This is a genomic window from Xanthomonas prunicola (assembly GCF_002846205.1).
Lineage (GTDB): Bacteria > Pseudomonadota > Gammaproteobacteria > Xanthomonadales > Xanthomonadaceae > Xanthomonas > Xanthomonas prunicola.
This window is the reverse complement of record NZ_PHKV01000001.1, coordinates 701,997-719,079: the sequence shown is the minus strand read 5'-3', so window position 1 is coordinate 719,079 and position 17,083 is coordinate 701,997. Positions and strand designations below refer to the sequence as shown.

The 17,083-nt window shown below is 59.2% G+C and carries 13 protein-coding genes; 5 read left to right on the top strand and 8 right to left on the bottom strand.

Going from position 1 to position 17,083, the window contains the following annotated elements:
* Window positions 1–32 precede the first annotated feature (32 nt).
* From XpruCFBP8353_RS03175 to XpruCFBP8353_RS03160, 3 genes are all read right to left on the bottom strand, one after another.
* Window positions 33–326, bottom strand: a complete 294-nt coding sequence (locus tag XpruCFBP8353_RS03175; RefSeq protein ID WP_162300929.1) for a SymE family type I addiction module toxin — start codon at window positions 324–326, stop codon at window positions 33–35.
* A gap of 867 nt (window positions 327–1,193) precedes the next feature.
* Entirely contained in the window at window positions 1,194–1,562 is a 369-nt protein-coding gene (locus XpruCFBP8353_RS03165; protein WP_101361877.1) for a DUF6869 domain-containing protein, read from the bottom strand.
* A 4-nt stretch (window positions 1,563–1,566) separates the two neighbouring features.
* A complete protein-coding gene (locus XpruCFBP8353_RS03160) occupies window positions 1,567–3,219 on the bottom strand; it encodes an RHS repeat domain-containing protein (protein ID WP_407071303.1) in 1,653 nt (550 codons plus the stop codon).
* 417 nt (window positions 3,220–3,636) lie between these two features.
* On the opposite strand from XpruCFBP8353_RS03160, the gene XpruCFBP8353_RS03155 reads away from it, so the two are divergent.
* The gene (locus tag XpruCFBP8353_RS03155; RefSeq protein ID WP_052844664.1) at window positions 3,637–4,386 is read left to right on the top strand and encodes an AAA family ATPase; all 750 of its coding nucleotides are present in this window, start codon (window positions 3,637–3,639) and stop codon (window positions 4,384–4,386) included.
* 124 nt (window positions 4,387–4,510) lie between these two features.
* On the opposite strand, the gene XpruCFBP8353_RS23300 is transcribed toward XpruCFBP8353_RS03155, so the two are convergent.
* The 5 genes from XpruCFBP8353_RS23300 to XpruCFBP8353_RS03135 all read right to left on the bottom strand — a co-directional run bounded on the left by XpruCFBP8353_RS23300 (window position 4,511) and on the right by XpruCFBP8353_RS03135 (window position 12,289).
* Window positions 4,511–4,795 carry a DUF6968 family protein gene (locus XpruCFBP8353_RS23300; protein WP_101378132.1) on the bottom strand — a complete coding sequence of 95 codons (285 nt, stop codon included), beginning with the start codon at window positions 4,793–4,795 and terminating at the stop codon, window positions 4,511–4,513.
* 4 nt (window positions 4,796–4,799) lie between these two features.
* Window positions 4,800–9,314, bottom strand: coding sequence for an RHS repeat domain-containing protein (locus XpruCFBP8353_RS03150; protein ID WP_249027450.1), 4,515 nt, complete (start codon window positions 9,312–9,314; stop codon window positions 4,800–4,802).
* Window positions 9,315–9,537: 223 nt separating this feature from the next.
* On the bottom strand, window positions 9,538–10,146 hold the full coding sequence (coaE, locus tag XpruCFBP8353_RS03145; protein ID WP_101361876.1) for a dephospho-CoA kinase: 609 nt from the start codon (window positions 10,144–10,146) through the stop codon (window positions 9,538–9,540).
* 13 nt (window positions 10,147–10,159) lie between these two features.
* On the bottom strand, window positions 10,160–11,023 hold the full coding sequence (locus XpruCFBP8353_RS03140; RefSeq protein WP_101361875.1) for a prepilin peptidase: 864 nt from the start codon (window positions 11,021–11,023) through the stop codon (window positions 10,160–10,162).
* 6 nt (window positions 11,024–11,029) lie between these two features.
* The gene (locus XpruCFBP8353_RS03135; RefSeq protein WP_101361874.1) at window positions 11,030–12,289 is read right to left on the bottom strand and encodes a type II secretion system F family protein; all 1,260 of its coding nucleotides are present in this window, start codon (window positions 12,287–12,289) and stop codon (window positions 11,030–11,032) included.
* 354 nt (window positions 12,290–12,643) lie between these two features.
* On the opposite strand from XpruCFBP8353_RS03135, the gene XpruCFBP8353_RS03130 reads away from it, so the two are divergent.
* The 4 genes from XpruCFBP8353_RS03130 (at window position 12,644) to XpruCFBP8353_RS03115 (ending at window position 17,055) form a co-directional block, all read left to right on the top strand.
* Window positions 12,644–13,063 (top strand): pilin, encoded by a 420-nt coding sequence (locus XpruCFBP8353_RS03130; RefSeq protein ID WP_101361873.1) that lies wholly within the window; start codon window positions 12,644–12,646, stop codon window positions 13,061–13,063.
* A gap of 80 nt (window positions 13,064–13,143) precedes the next feature.
* On the top strand, window positions 13,144–15,051 hold the full coding sequence (locus XpruCFBP8353_RS03125) for a hypothetical protein (RefSeq protein WP_101361872.1): 1,908 nt from the start codon (window positions 13,144–13,146) through the stop codon (window positions 15,049–15,051).
* Window positions 15,048–15,509: a GtrA family protein gene (locus XpruCFBP8353_RS03120; RefSeq protein ID WP_101361871.1), complete on the top strand. Its 462-nt coding sequence runs from the start codon at window positions 15,048–15,050 to the stop codon at window positions 15,507–15,509. Before XpruCFBP8353_RS03125 ends, XpruCFBP8353_RS03120 begins: the two co-directional genes overlap by 4 nt.
* Before the next feature lies 1 nt (window position 15,510).
* Complete coding sequence (locus XpruCFBP8353_RS03115) at window positions 15,511–17,055, top strand: NAD(P)/FAD-dependent oxidoreductase (protein WP_101361870.1); 1,545 nt, start codon at window positions 15,511–15,513, stop codon at window positions 17,053–17,055.
* Window positions 17,056–17,083 lie beyond the last annotated feature (28 nt).

Sequence of the window (17,083 nt, the reverse complement as noted above, 5' to 3'; positions counted from 1 at the left end):
CTTGCAAACAACAGCCGCACCCAAAACCCAGCTCAGCGCTCTACCACCGTCACCACCAACTCACCCTCGCGCGCAGTGATCTGCAGCTTGCACCCAACCGCAAACCCCAACTGCTCCAGCCACAGCCCGCGCAAGCGCACGCTGGGAATGCGCTGGCTGTGGGGCCGGCCCGGTTCTGCATCGTAGAACGCATAGCCCACCGTGCAGCGCGTGGGCGTGCGTGCCTTGCGCGGTGGCCGCGGCGGCAGATCGTCCACGGGAGGCCTGTGGCGACGGTCGAAGGCAAGGTTGTCCACATCGAACGTGGGTGACGGCACCAGCCGCATGGCTGCGTGTCCTTTACCGGCGTGGCTGCTCGCTTGGCGGAAGCGGTGCGCTTGGTATTTGATTTGGATCGCTTGGCGGTTGGAGACTGCGCCCGGCTCATCGTCTCACCTTCGCCAGCACCATGTAGCGACGATACTCACCCATCTGCACTATCGACACATTTGCCATGACAACGCGTCCTACGAAGAACAGGCACCGTCGCCGGCCGGCGACGGGATGTCGGGAGGTTAGAAACCGCTAGTAGTCGGCGGGCGTATTCCTCCCGAAGGAGTGTTGTATTAGCGCCCTCCCGACGTAGGCATCGCGTCGGTTTGTACCAGCAGGCAGGCACAAAAAACCCACCGGTTTGACGGAGGTGGGTACCGCTATGCACGGAGTTTCTACGCTCCTTGAGGCAAATGTTGCTACTGGTCTTGTGGAATGTCGCCTGCTCTGGGTCATTCAGATAGCCGTGTCAGTCATGCCTGGGAATGGAAAAGTCGGAAGTAAGAAGGCAAACTAACATTAATTTTGCTCAGAGATTGAATGATAACGCCCAGGTTATTTTAGGCTGGTCTGAATGTTCTCTTGTTGCCCGCCGCAAGAGATTCAATCCATTACATAAGTCCTCCAGTACAAATAAAGCAAGTTGCGACCATTATTTAGGAAAAACGTAAATAAATCATTTTCTAGTGTTCCCGAGATTATTTTTTAAATCATTTATCTTGCGCTCATGCCTAAAGTCGACGTCATTGCACCGGCGCCAACGCGGATGCTGCTGGGTAATGATTGCATTCGTTAATCTTCTTGCTATTGTTAATCTAGGTTGAAGTGGTGATTGATCTGGCAATTATTGCTGAATAAATTCAATGGATTTATATCAATTGTCACTTCTGGGATCTGATCTCCATGATTCTTGACCAGGTTGTGTTGTCGCTACTTTCCCAAACTGCATCAAGCATTTTCCTGAAAACCGAATTTCGCTCAGCTTCAACTTCTATTTGATCGATAAAGCGATTGCCATGGGAGTCAATTAAATCTTCAAGCGGGCCAGCGCCCGCAATACTGATGACGCCTTCCGGTGGATTGCATCGGCTTATTTCCACAAGAACTTCCCAGCAGGCTTCTGGCTTCGATTCCATTAGTTCGAAAAATAGGTCTACAGCCCACCAAAGTGGATCTTCGGTATTGGTGATCTGGCGCTTCTGTGCCTCAATGTAAGTCTGAGCCCAGCGTTGAATTTCATTGGGTTTCATGATTTTAAAAGCCTGGTGCGTTTAAGTTGGCGACGCGTTCCCATTCGCCGTACTCGGCTGGTAATGGCTTGCAGTACATTCGCACCCTTCTTAGGGCGTCGCGCAGGCGCGCTTGCAATTGAATTATTGCCTGTAAGTGACCAGGGTCGCGACCCCTAGTCCCACCGGTTTGAAATTGAGGGATTCTTTTTGTGATCAGTTTAAAATAGGCGTTTCGTGCATCTGTCTTTGCTTTTTCGCAGAGCTCGTCATTGTTCTCAGGGCATAGTGCGTTGGCTATTGTGAGCGACTGATCAAGCAAGGAAAAACCAGGTGTTGTCTTGGAAATTTGATAAAGTCCGCCAAGCATTCCTGCTGCGGTCGGCTCCGGTAGACGCGGGCCGCCAAAGTCATCCATGCCATTTTCTCCTTCTCCGAATCCTGGAGGTCCGATGGGAAGCGGCATAGGAAGAGGAATAGCTTGCAGCCCGTTATGATCTACGCTGCTTAGAGGTCTAGAGCTGACATAGGCGTAGGAACTCAATCCACCTTCTAGGCCAATCGGATCACTTTGCCCATACCGCCCGGTCGTGGCGTCATAGTCCCGGAAGTAGTTCTGATTCAATCCACTCGCCGCATCAAACCGCTGCCCCGGGAACCGCATATCCAACACCAGCGCCGCACCATCTCCATCAGGATCCTGATTCGGCGCAGTGTTGCCGAAGGCTTCGCCCTTCAAGCTCCACGTCCACACCGCCACATCGCGGGTGGGGTCGATCACCACGCGTGGGCTGCCCAGGTGGTCGGGTTCGATGTAGTGCAGCGTGTTGGCGTTGGCCAGCAGGCCGACCGGCAGGTCGTCCAGCCAGATCGCCTGCTGCTTGGGCGCACCGTTGCTGTCGTAGTCGCCCAGCCAATGGCCGGCTTCGTCATAGAGCGTGTAGGTGTTGGTGGTGCCGAGGAAGCGGCGCACCTGTTCGCCACGGCCGTTGTAGCGGTAGTTCATGGTCACCGCGCCGGCGCGGCGGGCCTGGGTCATGCGGCCGGTGGTGTCGTAGGTGTACTGACGCGCGGTGCCGCCGATGGCCGTGGTGTTGCCGGCGGCATCGTAACTACGGGCGACGCCGGCCACGGCACTGAGACGATGGCTGTCGGCCGGGTAGCTGTAGGCCTGCGTGGCCGTGCCGACCTTGGCGCTGAGGCGGTTGCCGGTGGCATCAAAGCTGTAGCCGTCGATCAGGGTGCCGGTGCGGCCGTCCTTGAGGCCGGTCAGGCGGCCCAGCGCGTCGTAGCCCAGGCCGATCTCCGGCGTCGTATTGCCGGCGGGCGTCAATGCGGTGAGGTTGCCAACCGGGTCGAAGCCGAAGCCCACTTCCAGCCCGCCCGGACGGGTGTCCTGGATCGCCTGCGGGCGGTAGTCCAGATCGTAGCGGCGGGCGAGGGTGCGGCCATTGCCGTAGGTCCAGCCGGCAGCCGGGCCGAACGGGTAGTAGCTGGCATTGCCCAGCAGCACCTGCCGGCTGCCTCCAGCCGGGGTCACGCCGACCTCGGTGGTCTGGCCTTGCGCGTTGCGCACGTAATCGACCACTGCCCCGTCGGGATAGGTCATGCGCCGCAACTGCCCGCCGACGGTGTAGTCGTAACGCAGCACCAGCGCCTTGCCGTTGCTGGTCTGCACCTTGCGCAACAAGCAGTCAAGTCAGTCGCGGCAGTTGCCTGGAGGACGATCGCGGCCTGGATTCCATCGGCATCGACTACCCGCTGCCCACAGTATTGATGAGCCGCGTCACCCTGCCAATTCGTATCGAACGGATACCGGCTTCTCATCAGCCGGGCCCGCCTTCGGGCATTGAGTACTGAAAGCGATGTGAGTCGTGAAGATGGGCTAGTTATCATCGCGGCGTGAGCGTCATTGGGTAGGCAGCAGCGGTCTTGCGTTCCATACTGACAGAATTAGAAATCACGAGTAGTGTCATATGGATAATCCGCAGGCATTCAGTGTCGCGCTAAACGCAATCTGTTGCGTTCAAATACGTTCTCCGCGCTTCATCACTTCAGCCGCGTGCGTACGCGCGCCGCGTAAAGGGTGATCCCCATGCGCGCACTCGATGCTAAACACTATCTGTTGGAAATCAAGCTCAAGAGGAAAGGTCAGACCTTCGATCGCTATCCTTTTTCTCTTCCTGCAGTCCGTCACTTGGGTACTTTGGAGCTGCATCCGAAGGTAACCTTTATCGTTGGTGAGAACGGGAGTGGCAAGTCCACGCTGCTGGAAGCCACTGCGGTTGCCTTTGGATTCAACCCGGAAGGAGGCACCAAGAACTTCAATTTCCAGACCCGTGCCTCGCACTCGGAGTTGCATGAGTACTTAACGCTTGTGAAAGGGGTTGCGCGCGCCAAGGATGGATTCTTCTTACGGGCAGAGAGTTTCTTCAATCTTGCTACCGAGATCGAGCGGTTGGATGAGGGGCCTTTCGGGGGGGCAATCATTGATTCCTATGGTGGAGTCTCGCTTCATCAGCAATCTCATGGCGAATCTTTCTTTGCGTTGATGATGAACCGTTTCGGTGGAAACGGTCTTTACATACTCGATGAGCCTGAAGCTGCGCTTTCGCCCCAGCGGCAGCTGGCAATGATGTCGCGACTGCACCAGTTGGTACAGTCGCGATCACAGTTCTTGATCGCTACTCACTCGCCAATTCTCATGGCGTACCCTGATGCTTGTATTTACCAGATCGGCGATAATGGACTAGAGAAGGTTGGCTATGAAGATACGGAGCACTACATGGTTACCAAATATTTTCTCAACAACTACAAGCGCCAAATAGATCATTTGCTAGATTAGTGAGCAATAGCCGTCGATGTTTCATTGCCGGCATTTCGTAAGGTTTCTGTGCTAGAAATTTTAATGGTTTGGCTGTAGTGGTGCTGCGATGATCCCGTAGGTGGGTTAGGTCATCTGCTAGCATTCAAAATCCACTGCCTTCAGGGCCATCTTCCAGCCAGTTAATGGGGTTTCCTATTTTTTCTCCTAAGGCCAAGAGGTCTATACTAATCTTCTTCATCGCTAACTGCATCGCCTGGACCGAATCCATTCCCATGGCGTAGCTAAGTCTTCTGGATTCGCCATCATCTATTGTGTATTGGCACCGGAAGTCTTCGCCCTCTTCAGAGGGCTTGTTTATTGTAACGACGATGGTTCTGGATCCTGCTTTGAGTGTTCTTTTTAAGATGTGTTCTTGATTTTCTTTCATGATTTCACCATATCACTAATGGTGGAAGCGGATTTCCGGACCTGCATGCTCCCCAGCGCGCTTGAACGCTTTCCCAGCACCTTGCTCTCGGAGCCGTACCAGGAATCGTAGCCATTCTGCACATTTGCTCATCAGCTTGAGCCTGCTTTTCACATTTGTCCACGTCATCATCTTCGCAGAGCGTGCCAGCTAACGCTATGGAAGTGTTGATCAGCTGGCCTAATGGAGACTGAGATGAACTTACCATCGGTGAGGCCAAAATTCCTCCCAATATCTGTTCTGCGGAAGGGTTGGGCGGATATGCTGGCTGCCCATTAGCACCGTAATTGTTGGGATTGTTTGGATTTGTATATCCTCCGGGAAATCCTCCCTGCCCGGGTTGGGGTAGTCGTCTAACCCCTTGAAGACCAGTTGCATCCACTGATGTGAATGGAGTGGCTTCTACGTAACTGTATGTCGACAAGCCGCCAATGAGCCCAATCGGATCACTCTGCCCATACCGTCCAGTAGCCGCCTCGTAGTCACGGAAGTAATTCTGATTTAGTCCACTAGCCGCATCAAACCGCTGCCCCGGAAACCGCATATCCAACACCAGCGCTGCACCATCTCCATCAGGATCCTGATTCGGCGCAGTGTTGCCGAAGGCTTCGCCCTTCAAGCTCCACGTCCACACCGCCACATCGCGGGTGGGGTCGATCACCACGCGTGGGCTGCCCAGGTGGTCGGGTTCGATGTAGTGCAGCGTGTTGGCGTTGGCCAGCAGGCCGACCGGCAGGTCGTCCAGCCAGATCGCCTGCTGCTTGGGCGCACCGTTGCTGTCGTAGTCGCCCAGCCAATGGCCGGCTTCGTCATAGAGCGTGTAGGTGTTGGTGGTGCCGAGGAAGCGGCGCACCTGTTCGCCACGGCCGTTGTAGCGGTAGTTCATGGTCACCGCGCCGGCGCGGCGGGCCTGGGTCATGCGGCCGGTGGTGTCGTAGGTGTACTGACGCGCGGTGCCGCCGATGGCGGTGGTGTTGCCGGTGGCGTCGTAACTGCGGGCCACCCCGGCCACTGCGCTGAGGCGATGGCTGTCGGTCGGGTAGATGTAGGCCTGCGTGGCCGTGCCGACCTTGGCGCTGAGGCGGTTGCCGGTGGCATCAAAGCTGTAGCCGTCGATCAGGGTGCCGGTGCGGCCGTCCTTGAGGCCGGTCAGGCGGCCCAGCGCGTCGTAGCCCAGGCCGATCTCCGGCGTGGAATTACCAGCGGGCGTCAGCGCGGTGAGGTTGCCAACCGGGTCGAAGCCGAAGCCCACTTCCAGCCCGCCCGGACGGGTGTCCTGGATCGCCTGCGGGCGGTAGTCCAGATCGTACCGACGGGCGAGGGTCCGGCCATTGCCGTAAGTCCAGCCGGCGGCCGGACCGAACGGGTAGTAGCTGGCGTTGCCCAGCAGCACCTGGCGGCTACCGCCGGCCGGTGTCACGCCGACCTCGGTGGTTTGGCCTTGCGCGTTGCGCACGTAATCGACCACTGCACCGTCGGGATAGGTCATGCGCCGCAACTGGCCGCCGACGGTGTAGTCGTAACGCAACACCAGTGCCTTGCCGTTGCTGGTCTGCACCTTGCGCACGAGGTCGCCGAAGCGGTTGTAGCAGTATTGGGTGATGGCGCCGCCGTCCTGCATTTTGGTCAGGCGCCCGATGGAGAAGGTCTCCCCGCTCGTGCAGGCCGTCTGCGTCACGTCGTAGGTGTAGGCAACATTGAGGCTGGTGGTGGGGTAGGTGACCTTGGTCAGGCGAGTGAGCGCGTCGTAGCCGTAGGCGGTGGTGTTGCCGCGCGCGTCGGTCTGGGTGGCACGGTTGCCGGCGCTGTCGTAGGTGTAGCTGGTGACGCCGGTGTCCGGGCTGGTGAGCTTCACCAGATCGCCAAAGCCGTTGTACTCGTATTTGGTATCCAGGCCCTTGGGGTCGGTGACCTTGGTGAGGTTGTCCAGCGCATCGTAGTCGAAGGTGGTGCCCGCCTTGATGCCGGCCACATCCTGCAGCGTGCGTGACAGGCGATTGAGCGGGTCGTACTCGCTCTGGGTCGCGGTTGCCAGTGCATCTGTCACCTTGGTGACGTTGCCATTGGCGTCGTACTCGAAGTCGGTGGGGTTGCTAGCCGCGGTGGCCTGCGTCTTGAGTTGCCCCAGTTGGTTGTAGACGCGCGAGAGCGTGCGCTTCAACGTACCGGCCGCGTCCTTGGTGTCTTCCTTGACACGATTGCCGGCGTTATCCAGCGTGTAGTGGAGGGTATTGCCCGCGTTGTCAGCGATATCGGTCAGCCGATGCGCCGCATCGTAGGCGAAGGCGGTGAACGCACCATCGGGCTGGGTGACCTGCTTGACCAGCCCGGTCGGCCAGTAGTCGATGCGGGTGATGCGGTCATCGGCCTCGCTGGATGCGTCGCTACCGCGCACCTTGCTGGCGGTGAGCCAACCGCGCGGGTGGTAGGTGTAGTCGGTGACGATGCCGTTGGCGTCCTTGATGGACAGCGGGCGGCCGGCGCCGTCGTAGGCGAGGTATTCGGTGACGCGGCCGAGGGCGTTGGTGACTTTCCACAAGTCGCCTTTGCGATGCGGACAGGTACTCGGCGATGCCATGCAACTGGCCTCGTCGGCAGTGTAATAAGCATAGCTGGTGCTGTCGGCGATATCCGTGCGTGCGCCATCGCTGGCCAGCAGCAAGCCGGGCAAGGGACAACTGCCGGCGGCGGCATCGCTGTCTTCGCAGTAACGCTGGGTGGTGACGCGGGTGGGACCTCCGCTTGGATCCGTCTGCGACACGGTTAGTGCCTGCCCCCTGGTGTTGTAGGTCCAGGTCGTCCTTGCTACCAGGACATCATTGGTATCGTAAGTGCGCCGGTCGGTGGGACCACGGAAGCTGGGGTGCCAGTCCGTTTGCAGCGTGCGCTTCTGGCCGCTGCTGCTGTTGGCCGCTTCGATCTTGCTGGCCAACAGGCCACGGTTGTTGTACCTCCAATCGGTTGCCACACCTGCAAAATCGACTTCCTGGTCGGGATAGCCGTTGCCGTCGTAGCTGCGCGATTGGAAAGCCCCAACCGTGCATTCGGGGCACAACCCCTGGACGGCGGTGACCTTGGCCTGGCCAAGTTTTGAGATGCCAGTCCGCGTTACCGCATTGCCAAGCGCATTGGAGACAGTGGACGTGTTCCCCGCGTAAGCAATCGTGGCCTCGTCGATCTTGCCGGTCGGATCGCCGTGCACGCTGCGGACGACGCGTTGCTGCGCATCGTAGGTCCACGAGGCATACACCTGGCCCTGCTCATCGCGGTGGTTGGTCAGTGCGTCCGGAAAGCGCGCATCATCATAGTCATACCCGGCGATAGCCGACACCACCACTCTTGCAGCTGTCTGCAAGGTCACCGACCTCAATCGCGCCTGGGGGTCGTAGCCATAGACCAGCACCATTCCATCGGGGAGTCCAACTTGTGCGATCCTGCCTGCCTGGTAGGAAAATAGCAGGCGACGGCCACGTGTATCCGTCACAGATTGCAACTGGCCGCCTGCGTAAGTCAGGGCGAGTTGCTCGCCATCGGTGTAACTGATGCCGGTCAGCTTGCCGTCCAGATCGAACTGCTCTTTGCTGTCGTCGATGGCAGTCACCTTCCATCCTGTCAGCGTCCCATTGTCTTGCACTTCGGACAGCGTTTCGCGTACATCCCAGTCCGGTGTCCAGGTGCCATTGGCAGATTTCTTGAACCTGTAGAAGTTACCGTTGGGGCGCGTCAGGATCAGCGTCGATGCATCGGTGACGGTGATGGTCCGGGTGTAGCTATGGCGCCAGGTGTTGCCGAGCGCACTGGTGGGTTGCAGGCCGACGGCACCGCTGTAATAACGGACGAATTCCAGATGCCCTGCCGGCGCACGGTAGTCGGCCGCCGTTTCGAGCTTGGTCCCTGTAAACACGTTAGCCGGGTTGCCGGCCGTGGTGGGGCCTGTCGTCCCGTCGCAACAGCCATTGTTCTTGCCAGGATCAAGCGGTGGTGGTGACGAGCAGACTGCACCGTTTGGCGTAGCGATCGGCTGTCCGCCATTGTTGCTTACCGTGTATTCGCAGCCCTCCTGGCAGACTTTGCCAGTACTGCCGGCTGCGGGGGTGAATGTCGGCCTGGCACTGCATTTTACTGGGTAAAAGCTCTCGCCTAAGCGAGATTCGCTGGTGTAGTTATCAAACGCTCTATAGCACTGAACGACTGCTTGGTAGCGCTGATCATAGGCTAGGTCGAGAACTAAGCTGGCATGGGTATTTACAGCGGCTAATGTTCCTTCGCCAATGCAGATTGCTTCGTTTCCTTCCTTTACCGCATTGAGATATGCCTGGCCCTGATCGCATAAGAGCGTTCCCGCATTGCAAACGCCTGAGTCATACGCATAAGCGATCTGTATCGTGGGAATGACGGAAACACATGTCACCACAATGGCCAACAGCATTCCGAACCACTTGCTCCCGTGTCTCGGGGCTCGCATCTGCAGGTTCTGCATCGCGTCCAACTCCTTGGATAATGTCTGCAGGTCATCGTGGCCGTGCCTGCGCTGTAAGCAGCTTATCGTACAAGCATGACCGCTAGGGACGAGCGTTGTGCTGCTTCTGCGATCGCCTCAGCGCACCCTCGGCGCTCTGCAGCAGATGCTGCAGCTAGGTCTGAGCGGAAAAGCGATCTACCTATTATGCCTGGTGCATAAGCGACTACCGACGCGCGATGGCCTAACGGTCGGACCGTGCCCGATAGTCCGCGTCCAATCTGTGTGCCGCCTGCGTCAACTGCTCCGGCACGCCGTCGTTACGGACCACATCGTCGGCGATGGCCAGCCGCTGCTCGCGCGTCGCTTGCGCAGCAATCATGCGGTCGGCCAGCTCGGCCGTCGCTGCGTCGCGCTGCATCAGGCGTTGGTGTTGCAACGCGACCGGCACGTCGACGACGAGGATGCGATCGAGCCAGGGATAGCCCGCCCGCCCGCCCACCTCGGCGAGTAAGGGGATGGCGACAATAGTGTACGGAGCCGGTGCCGCCAGCGCTGCGCGCTGCAGTTCGCTGCGGATGGCTGGGTGGGTGATGGCTTCGAGCACTCGTCGTTGTGCGGTATCTGCAAAGACGCGCTGGCGCAGGGTCTGGCGGTCCAGCGTTCCGTCGGTGAGCAAAACCTCGGCCCCGAACTGCGCGACGATGGCGTCGAGAACTGGCCCCGGCGCCACCACTTGCCGGGCCACGAGATCCGCATCGACCACGGGCACACCCAGCTTCTCGAACTCGGCGGCGAGGGCACTCTTGCCGGAGGCGATGCCACCCGTGAGGCCGACGATGAAGTCGCTCATCGTCGTGCCCCGGTCAACGCAGGCCTGCGAAGTGCAGGTAGCCGTCCACCAGATCGTTGCCCCAGAAGAACACCACCCAGCCGGCGATGGCCAGGTAGGGGCCGAACGGGATCGGGGTGGCGCGGTCGCGGCCCTTGGCCGCTAGCCAGATCGAGCCCAGGATGGCGCCGACCAGCGAGGAGATCAGGATGATCGGCAGGATGCCTTTCAGCCCGCACCAAGCACCGAGCGCGGCCAGCAGCTTGAAGTCGCCGTGGCCCATGCCTTCCTTGCCGGTGAGCTGCTTGAACAGCCACCACACCGTCCACAGCGAGACATAGCCGACCGCCGCGCCCAGCAGGGCGGGCTTGGCCGGCATATAGAGGTTGTCCATCGAGCCGACCAGGCCCAGCCACATCAGCGGCAAGGTCAGCTGGTCCGGCAGCAGCTTGTGGCGCAGGTCAATGCCGGACATCGCCACCAGAAAGCAGCTCAGCACGATTGCGCCGAAGCCCTGCCAGCCGAAGCCGAACCGCCAGACGCTGGCCACGCACAGGATTGACGTCAGTACTTCCACCAAGGGGTACTGAATAGAAATCGGCCTCCCGCTGTAGCGCGACTTGCCGCGCAACATCAGCCAGCTGAAGAGCGGGATGTTCTCCCACCACTTAAGCTTGTCGCCTGTCACCGGGTCGTGCGACGGCTCCACCACGATCCCGGGCGGCGGCGGCTCATAGATGTCCGGCAGCTCCAGGATCTCGCGCGCATCGCGCCGCCACTGCCACTCCATACGCTTGGGCAAGCGCAGGATCACCACGTTCAGGAAGCTGCCGATCAGCAGTCCCAGTCCGGCCGCGGCGGGAAAGCCGAGACCGGGATGCTGGTCGAGAAATGCCATTACGTCTTATCCAACCACTGCGCCGAGTTTGAAGATCGGAAGATACATGCCGATGACCATGCCGCCTACGATGGTGCCAATGAACACCATGATTAGCGGCTCCAGCAGGCTGCTTAGCGCATCCACGGCATTGTTGACTTCCTGCTCGAAGTAGTCTGCCACCTTGAAAAGCATGGTATCCAGGGCGCCTGCTTCTTCACCGATCGCGGTCATTTGTACCACCATGTGTGGAAACAAATTCACTTGCTTCATCGCCATGTTGACCGGATAGCCAACCGATACGTCATCGCGCATCCGCAGTACGGCCTCCTCGTAGACCTTGTTGCCGGTGGCACCTGCAACGATTCCGAGTGCCTCGACGAGAGGCACGCCTGCCTTGAACGTCACGGCAGTCGTCCTTGCAAAACGTGCAATTGCGCTGTTGTGCATGATCTGCCCAATCACGGGGACCTTGAGGATCAACCGATCAAGTCCATGCTGCATCCGCGGAGAACGTTTGTAGGCAAAGATGAAGCCAACGATAGATCCAACTGTCACCACCAGCATCAACCACCAATAGCTGACCATGAAGCGCGAGGCGTTGACGAGAAGCTGAGTGAATGCCGGTAGTTCAGCGCCGAAATTCTTGAATACCTCTTCGAACTGGGGCACCACGAAGATGAGCAAAATCGCACTCACGATGATTGCCACGGCAACCACCATGGCAGGGTAGAACATTGCCTTTTTGATCTTGCCCTTGAGGGCTTCAATGTTTTCTTTATAGGTGGCGACCGTATCGAGGACTGTCTCAAGCACGCCGGCACCTTCGCCCGCGCGGACAAGGTTGCGGTAGAGCTCGTCAAATTGAACCGGATGTTTGCCGATGGACTCATAGAGCGACGAGCCACCCTCAATATCAGTCCTAACCTGACCCACCATCTTCTTCATGCGCGGGTTCTTGTGTCCCTCGCCGATGATCTCCAACGAACTGACGATGGGCACGCCCGACTTCATCATCGTCGCCATCTGGCGGCTAAAGAACGCAATGTCTTTGGGGGTGATTTTCTTCCCCGCCGCTCCGAACAGAGGCTTCGGCTTTTGCTTCACCATGCTGGGCACGATGCCCTGACGGCGCAGCTCTGCTCGCAACATATTGGCGTTGCGGGCTGTCTGTTCTCCCTTCATCTTCACGCCACGCTTGTCAGCCCCTTCCCAAATGAAGGTCTGCAGCAGGCTGGTGTTCCGGTCGACCGGTTGCTTCTTGATGGCGCTACGCGCGACTGACATGTTTGGCTCCCCATCCAGCCATCCCCAGGCCGGAATTTGTGTTGATGGTAGCGTGTTTGATTGGGAAGGACATCACTGCGAGTTGCCGCACGTCGATTGACCTGATCGGGGCCGCATGGCGGTCAAAATGTGACCTGGCGCGTCACATCGTCTTTGCCGTCCCAGTTGCGAGAAGGCGTGCTTCCATCTGCGGAAATGCTTGGCATCATCTGTTCCGGGGAGCGAAACGAGCTGGTCATTGAGGGTTGGCATACAACCTGCATGTATCAATTCGCACAACACACCCTGCCTGGATGCGTTAAGTGCCCGGGCCGGAGATTTCGGCAATTCCATAAACCTCTAGGGGATGCACTCATGAAGAAGCAACAAGGTTTTACCCTGATCGAATTGATGATTGTGGTTGCGATCATCGCCATCCTGGCTGCTATCGCACTGCCGGCTTATCAGGATTACCTGGTCAAGTCGCGCGTGTCGGAAGTGGTGTTGGCTGCCTCGTCGGCCCGCACTACTGTGTCAGAGGCCGCCGCTTCTGACACCAGCGCAAACATGCCGGCGACTGTTAATATCGAAACGCAGTCCTCCAAGTACGTGTCTGGTGTGACGTATGCCCAGAGCGGCACCACTGGTGTCATCACTGCCACTGCGCAGGCCCTGGGCGGCAGCACCCCCACCGGGACGATCACGTTAACCGGCACCAAGAGCGCTAACGGTCAGGTGGCTTGGGTCTGCTCTGGCTCGATCGCCGCTAAGTATCGCCCGTCGACCTGCCAGTAATCTGGTAAGAGTGACGCGTTGGATACTGTAAACGAGCCCCGCATCTGCGGGGCTCGTGTTTTTGGATATGGACCTTGCACATGTTGACGTTGCGCAGGATCGCGCCCTGGTGTTTCGCGCTGGCATTGATCGTCTATCTCAGGCCTTACACCGGTATCCGCCACGATGCGACGTTGTATCTGGCGCAAGCTTTGCGCCTGATTTCGCCCGATATTTTTAACCGTGACCTGTTCTTCGTTGCGGGCAGCCAAGCCAGCTTCACGCTGTTTCCTCAGCAGCTGGCGCTGCTACTGGCCCACGTAGAGCCGGGCAAGGCCTTCTTGGTGCTGACCTTTGTCAGTCGTTTGCTCTTCTATGCTGCCAGCGCCTGGTGCGTGCATGTGCTGTTCCCGGCACGCTGGCGCTGGCCCGCGCTGCTGGCGTTGATCGTCATGCCCACAGGCTATGGCGCATTCAGCATGTTTTCGTATGCGGAACCTTTCCTGACCGCGCGACCCATTGCCGAAGCCCTATGCCTGCTGGCCATGGCGGCGCTGGTGCGCGCTCGGATGGCATGGGCAGTGGCCTTGTTCGCTGCTGCGGGTTTGCTGCATCCCCTGCAGGCCATCGTCGCTGTGCTAGTCGCTTGGTGTTGGCTCGTTTTGGGTGACCGCCGCTGGCTGTGGTCATTGCTGCTGGTGGTGCCTGTGCTGGTCCTGGCAGCATTGAAGGTCGGGCCCTTCGCTGGCCTGTTGCTGGTAATGGACACGCAATGGCGCAGCATGATTGATGATGTGGGCGACCAGGTGTTTCTGGGCGCTTGGACGCCGCGCGACTGGTGCATCGTGCTGGCGGATGTCTATTTACTGAGCCTGCTGGCCCAGTGGAGTGGTCCCAACGCGATGTTGGGCCGGCTTGCCAAGGCAGTACTGCTCGCCACCGTGATCGGTCTGGGCCTGAGCTTCCTGCTGGCTGATGTCTTGAGGCTGATCCTGCCCATCGGTCTGCAGCTATGGCGCGTGCTGTGGGTAGTGCATTGGTTGGCGGCGGCGTCGATCCCGTTCCTGGTCTGGGATCAGTGGCAGCGGGGGGGGCACCACTGGATTGCTCCCTTGCTGGTGGTCACCATTGCCGTGATCGGTGCCAGCGTGCCACGCAGCACTCTGCCATGGGCGGTGCTGGGACTGATTCCGCTGCATATGGTCTGGCCGCATGTGGCTGATCGGGTGAGCTCCCCCATTCGCTACCTGCTGCTGGCAGGATTGAGCGTGGCGATGGTTGTGGCCACAGCGCGCTACCAGTTGCAGATGTGGGCGGTGTACGAAATGACCGGGCGCAATCCGGAAGTGGTCCGCCAGGACGTGATGATCTTCGCCTACCCGCTGATCTGCGGCGGGCTGGTCGCGTTGGCCGTCTGGGGTTACCGCAGTAGCGGGCCGAAAGGGCAGGCGCTGATGGGCGTGCTCTCAATAGCTGCCTTGGTGGGCGCGTTGAGCGTGTGGGATTCGCGCAGCCCGTGGACCCGGGTCCAAGAGTCCGCCCATGGCACGGCGGTGTTTAGTGAAGAAATCCCTCGTAATGCCAGCGTGTTCTGGTTTGCCAGCGAGGCCTCCCCGCGTGCGGCTTGGCTGGTACTCCGGCGTGCCAATTACTACAGCCCGCAGCAGTTGTCAGGGCAGATGTTCAACCGGCAGACGGCATTGCTGGGCAGACAGTTGAGCGCCCAAGTAGAACCGGTGACGCTGCAGTCAGAGATCTGCGAGGTGATGGCGAACGTGCAGGTGGACGCCGAACCTTGCAGGATCAGCGAGTTGGGTCTGGAGCATATGTGTACGCGGCATGGTGATCTGGTGCCGCCTGATTACTTCGTGTTGCCGTTCGACCAGGAAAAGCACGTACACAGCAGGTGGCAGGTGCGTCACCCGCGGACAGGCGAAGTGATTACTACCGAGTACCTGTACAAGTGCTCAGACTGGGTGCCGCCGCTTGCGGGGGGCGCCCAGGCATGAACGAACCGTCTGCAGTGGAAGTCGCCGCACCCTCCACGGCCCGGCGCGGCTGGGCCTCGGAAGGCGGGGGCTATCTGCTGGCTTCGGCCTTGGCGTTGCTGGTTGATCTGGGTACTTTTGGCTTGCTCGCCAGATGGGGGTGGGGCTGGTACGGTGCTGCCACCGCTGGCTTCCTGGTAGGTAGCGTGGTGGCCTACGTCATCAGCGTGCGTTGGGTGTTCGCTACGCGCAGCCTCCATTCGCGCTCAGCAGAACTGGCAGCTTTTGTGCTCATCGGTTGTTCCGGCTTGCTTGTGGTTCAGGGGATAATGTGGCTGAGCATTGAATGGCTTGGTATGCCGGGGAGCATTGCCAGGTTGATTGCGGTGGGTTTTTCATTCAACTCCAACTTTGTACTGCGGAAATTGATTCTGTTCCGGCCGCGCGCGCGTGGCCGGTCCATTGGGGAAGGGAAGTAGCATGAGCAAGCATGTGGTGATCATTGGTGCCGGGCCCGCAGGGCTGACGGCAGCACTGGAGTTGGTGGGGCAGCCCGGCGTGCAGGTAACGTTGCTGGAGGCCGATGACTGCGTCGGCGGAATTTCACGAACGGTCAACCACAACGGCAACCGCATCGACATCGGCGGGCACCGTTTCTTCTCTAAATCGGACTGGGTGATGCAGTGGTGGGCCAATCTGATGCCCATTGAACACTCGGGTGATGTTCCTCTGAATCTGCGTTACCAGGGCCAGGCGCGCGATAGCCTGCCGGCCGGTGTCTCGGTGGCCGATGGGGCTCAGCCGACTGCCATGCTGGTACGCAACCGCCTTTCGCGGATCTATTTCAACCGACGCTTGTTTTCCTATCCGTTGAAGTTGAACGTGGACAGCTTCCGCAAGCTGGGTGTGGGCAAGTCCGTGTTGTTCGGTTTCAGCTACTTGCGTGCGCAGGTCAGCAAGATCGAGCCGGAGGTGAGCCTGGAGGATTTCCTGATCAACCGCTTCGGCCAGCGCCTGTACGGCCAGTTCTTTAAGGAGTACACCGAGAAGGTATGGGGTGTGCCTTGCAATCAGATCAGTGCCGAATGGGGGGCGCAGCGCATCAAGAGCTTGTCGGTCACCAAAGCGGTGCTGCATGCACTAAGAGCCATGTTGGGCCTGAATGGAAAGGTGGCGCAGACTTCGCTGATTGAAAATTTTCTGTACCCCAAGCATGGACCGGGTGAAATGTGGGAGACCGCTGCGCAGTTATTCAAAGCGCGTGGTGGCACCCTGCTGATGAAGCACAAGGCTGTGGGTCTGGCCGTGGATGTTGGGCAAGTACGCAACGTGACCGTGCAGAACGAGGCGGGCGAAGCTGTCAAATTGGACTGCAGCCACGTGGTGTCGACGATGCCTATGCGTGACTTAGTGGCGGCCTCGCGGCAGAGCTGGGGTGAGGACATTGCGGCTATCGCCGACAACCTGCAGTATCGCGACTTCATTACCGTTGGCCTGCTTTATCGGGCCAGCGAGTTGCCGCGTGCGTTGGGTGACAACTGGATATACATCCAGGAGCCAGGTGTGAACGTAGGGCGCGTACAAATTTTCAATAACTGGAGTCCGCACATGGTCAAGGACGCGTCCATGGTGTGGATGGGCTTAGAGTTCTTCTGTCGCGAGACCGACGATCTCTGGAAGATGCCCGATACCGACCTGCAGCAGTTGGCGCAACGCGAGATGCTGCAGATCGGGCTGGTTTCCGCCGCTGCTGCGCAGGACGCTGTGGTGATTCGGGTGCCCAAAGCCTACCCAGGTTATTTCGGCGAATCATATGCACGCTTCGACCAATTGCGCATCGCGTTGGACGCGGTGCCCAATCTGTTTCTGGTGGGGCGCAACGGCATGCATCGCTACAACAATCAGGACCATTCGATGCTGACGGCCAAGGAAGCGGCCGAGCAAATCCTCACCGGCAATGTGGATAAGAGCCGCCTGTGGTCGATCAACGTGGACGATGAGTACCACGAAGAAGCCAAGGCCTGAGCATTGCCCGTGCCGGTCCCTGCCGGGG